At 35.7% G+C, this 9,965-nt stretch carries 7 protein-coding genes; 3 read left to right on the forward strand and 4 right to left on the reverse strand.

Going from position 1 to position 9,965, the window contains the following annotated elements; translation table 11 throughout:
- Window positions 1-411: 6-phosphofructokinase (locus tag WBM70_RS09725; protein WP_424558316.1), on the reverse strand; the 411-nt coding region annotated here is incomplete at its 3' end.
- Between the two features lie 247 nt (window positions 412-658).
- Here WBM70_RS09725 and WBM70_RS09730 point away from each other — a divergent pair.
- From WBM70_RS09730 to WBM70_RS09740, 3 genes are all read left to right on the forward strand, one after another.
- Window positions 659-1,369, forward strand: a complete 711-nt coding sequence (locus WBM70_RS09730; protein WP_424558317.1) for an LOG family protein — start codon at window positions 659-661, stop codon at window positions 1,367-1,369.
- Window positions 1,370-1,469: 100 nt separating this feature from the next.
- Window positions 1,470-4,103, forward strand: coding sequence for a valine--tRNA ligase (locus WBM70_RS09735; RefSeq protein ID WP_424558318.1), 2,634 nt, complete (start codon window positions 1,470-1,472; stop codon window positions 4,101-4,103).
- Entirely contained in the window at window positions 4,103-4,687 is a 585-nt protein-coding gene (locus WBM70_RS09740) for a tetratricopeptide repeat protein (RefSeq protein WP_424558319.1), read from the forward strand. The genes WBM70_RS09735 and WBM70_RS09740 overlap by 1 nt, the downstream gene beginning before the upstream one ends.
- Here WBM70_RS09740 and WBM70_RS09745 read toward each other — a convergent pair.
- The 3 genes from WBM70_RS09745 to WBM70_RS09755 form a co-directional block, all read right to left on the reverse strand.
- Window positions 4,684-6,981 carry a putative bifunctional diguanylate cyclase/phosphodiesterase gene (locus tag WBM70_RS09745; protein WP_424558320.1) on the reverse strand — a complete coding sequence of 766 codons (2,298 nt, stop codon included), beginning with the start codon at window positions 6,979-6,981 and terminating at the stop codon, window positions 4,684-4,686. The genes WBM70_RS09740 and WBM70_RS09745 overlap by 4 nt on opposite strands.
- A gap of 246 nt (window positions 6,982-7,227) precedes the next feature.
- On the reverse strand, window positions 7,228-9,486 hold the full coding sequence (locus WBM70_RS09750) for an EAL domain-containing protein (protein ID WP_424558321.1): 2,259 nt from the start codon (window positions 9,484-9,486) through the stop codon (window positions 7,228-7,230).
- Between the two features lie 107 nt (window positions 9,487-9,593).
- On the reverse strand, window positions 9,594-9,965 hold a 372-nt coding region (locus WBM70_RS09755), incomplete at its 5' end, for an EAL domain-containing protein (RefSeq protein ID WP_424558322.1).

The following is a 9,965-nucleotide window of genomic DNA, read 5'->3' on the forward strand; positions in this document are numbered from 1 at the left end:
GTACTCTGTCCCTGCTATGTCATTATCTATAGTAGCAGGGATGCCTGCAAAGCTTAGTCCCTCACTCTCATCACTCAGTGCCTGTATCCCTTTAAAAGAACCATCTCCACCCAAAACGATCAAAGAATCTATGCCATGGGATTTGAGGTTTGAAACTGCTTGTTTGCGATACTCCTCTTTCATAAAACGCTTAGAACGAGAAGAGTGTATCTTCGTGCCGCCTCTTGAAATGATGCCGGCGACATCACGGTAGTCAGCCTTAACTATCTTGTTGTCTATCAAGCCTTCAAAACCACTATCTACAAAAAATGGTGTAAGTCCTTTTGCAATACTGTATTCAACAAAACGTTTCAATGCAGCATTCATGCCTGAAACATCACCACCGGAACAGAGTATCGCTATATTTTGCATAGTTTGCCTTTAGAATTAATATGAAAAATTATAACATTAAAAACTATTCAAAGTAATTCAGCCTAAATATATGTATAATATTCATATGAAAAAAAAGTCCAAAGAATAGTCTGAAACATTAGAACAGATCAAAGCCATTATCAGTGACCCCACCTTTGAAGTTGCAGAGGAAGATAAAAATTTTATCTACTCTGATGAAGCCAGAGGAGTAAGACTTCAGCTTGATTATCTTAAGGCAGAGGTCAAGATGCAAAAACAAGGCATTGATCATACCATCGTCGTATTTGGCAGTGCGCGTATTGTTGAGTTTGATGATGCGATGAAAGCATTGAAAAAGATTGAAAAAGAGTTGGAAGACTCTCCTCATTCAGAAAAACTTCTTACTGCACTCAAAAAAGCAGAAAGTATGGTACGTAAAAGTATTTACTATGATGAAGCCCGTAGTTTTGGTCAGCTGGTCGGAAAAAGTGGTAAAAACCCTGAAGACTGTCATGTCACTTTGATGACTGGAGGTGGCCCAGGTATCATGGAGGCAGCAAATCGTGGTGCCCTGGATGTTGGTGCTAAGTCCATAGGTCTAAATATCGACCTGGCACATGAACAGTTTCCAAATCCCTACATTACTCCAGATCTCTGTTTTCAATTTCGTTACTTTGCCATGCGCAAACTCCATTTTATGCAGCGTGCCAGGGCGTTGGTCGTTTTCCCGGGTGGCTTTGGAACCATGGATGAACTCTTTGAGATACTCACACTGATTCAAACATTAAAAAGCCCTTCTATTCCTGTTGTCTTAGTAGGTAAAGAGTATTGGGAACGCGCTGTTAATTTTGAATTTTTAAAAGAAGAAGATGTCATTGAAGCCAATGATCTTAATATGATCACCTATGCAGATAATGCCCAGGAAGCATGGGATGCAATTATCCAATGGCATAAAGAGAATAAAACTCCCCTCTTTTAATCCCAAATCTTTGAAATAGAAGATTTGGCTTTACTGCCATAAAACAAAAAGCACCATTACGCTATAATCGCGACAATTATTATACATAGGGACAAAAGCTATGAGCGAAACAACTGAAAAAAAAGCAACATATAACCCAAAAGAAGTAGAAGATCATTACTATAAACTCTGTGAAGAGCGTGGGTATTTTGAAATAGAGGGGAATAAGAGTATACAGGAAACAGGTAAAAACTTCTCCATCATGATGCCTCCACCAAATGTTACTGGTTCTCTACATATCGGACATGCCCTCACCTTTACACTTCAAGACATCATTACGCGTTATAAGCGTATGGATGGATTCAAAACACTTTGGCAGCCTGGTACTGACCATGCGGGTATTGCTACGCAAAATATCGTTGAGAAACAACTTTTAGCTGAAGGTACTACCAAAGAAGCGTTAGGACGTGAGAAGTTTCTTGAGCGTGCTTGGCTTCAAAAAGAGACAAGTGGCGGGAATATCGTGCATCAAATGCGTAAATTAGGTGTTACTCCTGCATGGAAGCGTGAACGTTTCACCATGGATGAAGGGCTCAAAGAAGCAGTCAAAGAAGCGTTTGTTTCGCTTTATAATGAAGGTCACATCACTCAAAACAACTACATGGTAAACTGGTGTACACATGATGGTGCACTCTCTGATATCGAAGTAGAACACGATGAAGTAAATGGTAAGTTCTATACGATGATCTATAAATTTGCTGATGGTTCAGGAGAGTTGGAAGTAGCGACTACTAGACCAGAAACATACTTTGGGGATACAGCCATTATGGTACACCCTGACGATGATCGCTATACAGACATCGTAGGAAAAGAAGTACTTTTACCGCTCACAGACAGAACGATCAAAGTCATTACCGATACACATGTAGATATGGAATTTGGTACGGGTGTAGTTAAAGTAACACCTGCACATGACCAAAATGACTACGCTGTAGGAAAAAGACATGACTTGGAGTTTATCAAAGTCTTTGATGAAAAAGGTATCTTAAACGACTACTGTGGTGAATTTGCAGGGTTGGAAAGACTTGAAGCCAGACCTGTCATTGTTAAAAAACTTGAAGAAGAAGGCTATATCGTTAAGATCGAAGAACATGTACATCAAGTAGGTCATTGTTATAGATGTAAAAATATTGTTGAACCTTTTATCTCTCAACAATGGTTCTTGAGTGAAAAAATAGCTGAGAATTCTATCAAAGAGACTAAAAAACACAACAACTTTCACCCTGCACACTGGATAAACTCTTACACCGCATGGATGGATGAACTTCGTCCTTGGTGTATCTCTCGTCAACTTTGGTGGGGACACAGAATCCCTGTCTTTACCTGTGATGACTGTGGTCACCAATGGGTAGATAAAGAAGATGAGCCTGAGGCCTGTCCAAAATGTGCATCAAAAAAGCTGACACAGGACCCTGATGTACTCGATACATGGTTTTCATCAGCTTTATGGGCGATGTCGCCTTTAGGTTGGGGAAATAACGGGAAACTCTCTGAACTCTATAATGAAACTGACATGGAAGACTTTTATCCTAATTCACTGCTGATCACAGGTTTTGACATTATGTTCTTCTGGGTAGCAAGAATGATGATGATGGGAGAACATTTCCAAGGAAAACTCCCATTTGAAGATATCTACATGCATGCGCTTGTAAGAGATGAAACTGGTGCTAAAATGTCTAAATCAAAAGGAAATGTAATTGATCCGCTTGATATGGTTGAAGAGCACTCTGCAGACATCATAAGATTTACTTTGGCATACTTGGCTGTGCAAGGTCGTGACATCAAACTGGGTGCAAAGAACTTAGAGCAGTTTAGAAACTTTACCAATAAACTTTACAATGCAACAAATTACCTACAACTTAACGTTGAGACTTTCCCTGAACTTAATAATATTGAAGTCAAAACACCACTTGGTCGTTATATGCAAAGCCGTTTGAGCCTTGCAGTAGAAAAGATCCGTGTCTCTATTGAGTCTTATAAATTTGATGAGTCAGCCAAAACGCTCTATAACTTCGTATGGAACGAATTTTGTGATTGGGGTATTGAATACTCTAAGGCAGACAGAGAGAGCATTGTAGAACTTGGAGCTATCTTCAAAGAGACACTGAAAATGGTATCTCCATTTATGCCATTTATCTCTGACCACCTTTACCACAAACTCTCAGGTACTACACTTGAAGAGGGTGAGTCACTCATGGTCATGAACTTCCCGAAAGAGATCAAAAGAGACGAAGAAGCTGAAAATATGTTTGCGATCATTGAAGAGTCTATTACTGCACTGAGACGTGCAAAAGTAGTCATCGATATGGGTAACAGCAAGATAGAAAAAGCCTACATCAAACTAGATGTGAACATAGATACTGAAATGGCTCGTCCATTCATCCAAAAATTGGCTAAAGTAGAAAATATAGAATTTGTAGATGCAAAAGTGGCAGATTCTATTACAGATGTTTCTGATAACCTTGAAGTGTATCTGCCAACAGGTGAGATAGATATGACACCTATTATTTCCAAGTTGACACGCCAGAAAGAAAAACTTGAAAAAGAGATACAAAAACTTAGCGGTATGCTAAACAACGAAAAATTTGTTGCCAATGCACCCGCTGAAGTTCTGGCTACAAACAAACAGGCATTGGAAGATGCACAAAATAAAATCACTAAAGTAAGTGCAGAACTTACAGGGTTTGGTGTATAATGACTCCTCTAGCACAAGAAGCATACAACGTTCTACTGGCAAAAGAGTATGAGAAGGCTTTCGAGCTTTATACAGCGCTTGAACAGCAAAAAGACCCTGTCTCTTACTACTACCTAGGGTTCCTCTATTTTAGAGGTTATGGTGTTGATCAAGACACTAAAAAAGCATTCGATTACTATCTTGAAGCAGCGACAAGAGAAGTACCTGTAGCACAATTTGAAGTAGCACTCATGCTTGAAAATGGTGAAGGTTGTGAGAAAAATGAATCAGAAGCAGCCTTTTGGTACGAAGAAGCAGCCAAAAGAGGAAACATAGATGCCTTCAACAATCTAGGTGCTATGTTCAAAGAAGGTCGTGGTGTTCTACAGGACTACAAAAAAGCATTTATCCTCTTCTCAAAAGCTGCACAAGCTGGTAATGCAAAGGCACAGTTTAACCTAGGTGCTTTGTATGATATGGGATTAGGTTGTGAAGAAGACAAAGAAAAAGCCATAGAGTGGTGTAGAAAAGCAGCCTACCAAGGTCATGAGATGGCACAAGGCATCATCAAACGTATGCAACATGATGGGCAGATCGTTTTTTAAAGCTTTAAAAATTTATTTTCAAACTCTTCTGCATTTACAGCAGGAGAGAAAAGATAACCTTGATAAAGCACATCATCATCTATAGATGCTATGGTCTCTCTTTGTTTTTCCTTCTCCACACCTTCAACAACAATATCATAATCAAATTGTTTTCCTATACTGATGATATTACGCATAAGCAGGATATCTTCATCTTTATCATCAATATCCAGTATAAATGCTCTGTCTATTTTCAGTGTGTTAAAAGATAATCGTTTCAAGTAGGATAATGATGAGTAACCTGTACCAAAATCATCAATGGCACAACGAACTCCATACTGATGTAATATACTGATCACATCTTGTGAATCTTCAAAATTATCGATAAGATTCGTCTCTGTTATCTCAATTCTAATATCATTTTTTTCTACACCGTATTCACTTAGTTTAATTAGAAAATTATTTACAAAATCTTCTCTTAGAAGCTCTTGTGCATTAAGGTTGAAAGAAACATAATGAAGATTCCACATATTATCTTTTTTCCACTGACCGATCTGTTTACAAACAACGTCTATCACCCACCAGTCTATATCCATAATTGCCCCTGAATCAATAGCTAAAGGAATAAAATCATTAGGTGAGATAAGACCTTTTGTAGGATGATACCATCGTATAAGTGCTTCTGCAGCATAAACGCTATTATCTTTAATCTTGACGATAGGTTGAAAATGAAGTCTGAACTGATCATTTTTCAATCCATACACAAGATCCTGTTGCAAAGAAAAAACATTTTTTCTTTCAAGATCTAATCTTGAATTGTAAAAAGAGATATACTCATTCTGTCCATGTTCTTTTGCCTCATACATAGAGATATCAGCCTGACGAACAATTTCCTCAATGTCATGCGTATCAGGATCAATACTGACAATACCTATGCTTGCTTTGATATACAAACGCATATTATCAACAATGAATACCTCTCTGATAAGTTCTTGTAGTTTTAAAGCAAAATTATTGGCATCTCTTTTTGCTGTACCTTTATGATTTGATATGAAAGGAATCACAATAATAAACTCATCACCTCCTATACGGCTAAGGCTTGATGCACTATCAATGCTCTCATTCAGACGTTTTGAAACCTCAATTAATAATTGATCACCAATGCCATGTCCTAAAGAATCATTGATATGTTTAAAACGGTTAAGATCTATATAGAAGAGTAACGAGTAATGGGTTTTATGCAAATCTTGATGAATCATATTATCTATAAAATTGAGAAAACCTCGCCTATTTGAAAGTGATGTCAGTGTGTCATGATAAGCTTGATACTCTAACTCCTGATGTGCTTTGTTCTCTTCTGTTTTATTTTCAATAATTACAATACCACCTGTTACTTGATCGCTACTATCAGCTAAAGGTAAACATTTGATCTCGATCCACAGGTCAAGATCTGTCAGTGTATGATATGGTCCTTTATATACTTGCACACCATCCGTAAGTGATTTTTTAATTGATTCAAAAGGTCCCTTGTCTTTTAGATTATGAAGGTCTAAACCGATTAGGTTTTGATTCTTAAAAAGATTTACAGCTTCAATATTACAATCTGTTACTATCAACTTTGTATCATAAGATATTACAGCGAGAGGATGTTCATCAAAGAAATATTCCAACCTGTTCTGTTTCTCTTTTAAAAGTTCCTGTACATTTGAGATCTCTTGTTCTTTTTTCAATAAATTTTGTACTTGTATATGTTCCTGTCGGATAATATTCAATTGTGTCATGAAATATACTGGAACAATAAGTGCAACATAAAAATTTAATGCATAGCCCTGTAGTGCCAACATAATTGTAACAGGGAACAATACCAGCCCCTGATAAAGAAGGGATAACCTATAATCTGGAGATAGGGACTGTACAGCACCTCCACTCAAACCAAGAAAGACTATCATAATAAATAATTGATAGGCCTGTTCTACTTGTGGAAGCATAAAAATGGATAGTATATTAATTAATAATACAAGAACAATAGCATGAATAACAAATATCTTATGCCATTTTTTCAAGCTATATTGTGTTGGATCTTTTTTAAATTGATATGCGGAATAAAGCCTATAAAGACTAAACAGTATGATTATAGCACCCCAAAGATACATAGTGTATCCCAAAGAAGTGTTTGACAATATAACGGATATAAGTATGGCGATCAATATGACTGAACGAAGACTTTTTTCAGAATATAAATAGAGGTTTTTTACCATATTTTCATCAACTTCACCCCATTGATCAAAGCTCGTGATGTAATTGATTATCTTCATATATTAAACCTAAAGAATAGTATTAGTGTTTTCCTCACTGAGTGAAGTGGGAAGATGATTAGACCAAGGAAGCATATCCAGTAATATCTCTAATAAGTAATATATCCTAATATATCTTCAAAGCTCTATTTAGATCATATAGAATACGTGTAAAATCATATCTTCTCGCTCATTACTTTACATACAATATGAACCTTTAATGATATCTGATCTACCCCTACTCATAAGTACCTATAATCTATCAAGCTATTTTAAAAACTGTTGTGTAAACTCTTCTGCATGTAAGGGTTTGGAGAGGTGATACCCCTGATATCTGAGTTTATTGTCCAGACTGAGCAGCAACTGTTTTTGTTTTTTATTTTCAATACCCTCTATAACTATATTATAATTAAATTGTCTTCCAATATTGAGTATTGTTGAAACAAGCTCCAGTTCTTTAGGATTTGATCCTATATCTTTTATAAATGCTTTGTCTATTTTTAATGTGTTAAAAGAGAGCTTTTTTAAATAAGACAAAGAAGAGTATCCTATACCAAAATCATCAATAGCACATTTAATCCCTTTTTTTCGTAATGTATTGATAACATCCTGTGTATTGTCAAAATTATCGATCAAAGATCGTTCTGTGATCTCTATCATAATATCTTGAGTCTCTAATCCATAAGCATCCAATTTTTTTAAAAACTCTATAGCAAAATTATTTTCTACAAATTGCTGAGCATTCACATTGATCGAAACATAGTCAAGTTTCCATTGATTTTCTTTTTTCCACTGAGATATATGCTGACATACTCTATCAATCACCCACCATGTGATCTGTGAAAGTAAACCAGCTTTGATAGCCAGTGGTATGAAGTCTTGTGGTGACAATAATCCTTTTTCTGGATGTTCCCATCTTATAAGGGCTTCTGCAGAACGTAGCTTATCTTTTTTAATCGTTACTATAGGTTGAAAAAATAGATCCAACTGATCTTTTTTGACAGCATATCCAAGATCATGCTGAAGAAGGAAAAGATCTTTTTGCTTTTCATCCAGAGATGAATCGTAATAGGATACATGGTCATTGGCAATTTTAGCTTGATACATGGAAAGATCAGCATGTCGTATGATCTCTTCAGTATTTGCATAGCCAGGTTCCATAAGAACTATACCTATACTCGATCGTATATGTAAATGCATCTCTTTTATGATAAGAGGATCTAAAAAAATATTCTGTATCTTGCTTGAATATTCTCTGGCTTCTTGATTTGCTCTACTTTCATCTTGTGAGACATGAGGTACGATAATAATGAATTCATCTCCAGCGAGTCTGCTTAACATACACTCTTCACCTAAAAGCTTTACTAAACGTTGAGAGACAGCAATAAGAACATCATCTCCAACCTCATGCCCTAAAGAATCATTGATACTTTTAAACTGATTGAGATCAAGATAAAAAAGGATCGAGAAGCATGTTTTATGTTTCTTATGCTTCACAAGGTTTTCTATATAGTTTTTAAAACCTCTACGATTTAACAAGCCAGTCAGCACATCATGCTGAACCATATATTCAAGCTCAGTTAATGCTGCATGTTCTTTTGTTTTATCTTCTATCATGCCCACACCACCTGTGACACCAGAGCTATCAGTAAATGAGAAAGCTTTTGCATCTATCCAAAAGTCCTTACCATTCAATGAAGTATAGGGACCTTCATAAGATTGAGGCCCATGCGTGATTGCGTTTTGCAAATGTCCCAATACACTGCTATCAGGGAGCTGTGATAAGTTCATCCCTATAATTCTTTCTTTGGTATGCTCAAATAAAGTGTTTAACTGATCATTGCATTCTATGACTTCTAGATCTTTATTATAGGTAAAGATCCCAAGAGGTGCATTCTTGAACAAACTGTCTAATAGCATATGTTCTGACTTTAAGAGATCAAATTCATTTTTCTGCGCATCTATTTTCAGTATCGTTGTGACCTGTGCAATAAAATATAAAATTAATGAAATAGCCAATATGAGATGTATAGGTGTATCATGTAGAAATAAAAATGTAATAATAAGAGGAATCAAAAGTATGCCTGCATACACAATATTTAACCGTATATCTGGAGATAAAGAGACTATAGACCCCGAAGCCAACCCCAAGAGTACAGCAATAATATAAACTTGATAATAATAATCTACCTGATGTATAAAAATAAAACCTATGGTAGAAAAAATAATCGCTGTGATCACAGCAGACAAGATAAACTTTTTATACCATACTTTCATGGAGTATTTTTCAGGCTTCTTTTTAAAAAGATATACAGAATAAACTCTATACCCAACCAATACTACTAAACTCATGAACCAAAATAGGATACTATTATGAAGCATAGGATACAAAGCTGCAGTTGTCAAAGCAGCTAAAACAATCAGAACAGCAAGACTTCTGTTTGATAATGTATAAAGCGTAGTGATGATTGATTCATCAACAGTCTGCAGTGATTTAATCTTAGAGAGTGATATTTTTAAATTCATGATGATAGTATACATTAAACTCTATGAAGTCATAGTATATCTAGCTTACTGTGTAAGTTTTACGGTCATTTTGGTTGTATGCATTAAACACTTTAGATCATATAAGATTATTCTTTTAAAAACTTTTCTGTAAACACTTCACACGGGACCGGTTTACTAAAAAGATACCCTTGATATACAAGATCTTTGTCTATATCTAAAAGTAACTCTTTTTGTTTTTCTTCCTCAATTCCTTCTACAACAATATGATAGTTAAACTGTTTTCCTATATCCAATATAGTTTTAACCAATATAATATCATCCTGTTTATACTCAATATCTTTTATAAATTCCATATCTATCTTTAGGGTGTCAAAAGATAGTTTTTTAAGGTAAGAGAGAGAAGAATACCCTATTCCAAAATCATCAATAGCACACTTGACACCTTCCTTACGTAGAATATTTATGACATCTTGTGTATCTTCAAAATTATCAATAAT

The organism is Sulfurovum sp. (genome assembly GCF_049668085.1).
GTDB lineage: Bacteria > Campylobacterota > Campylobacteria > Campylobacterales > Sulfurovaceae > Sulfurovum.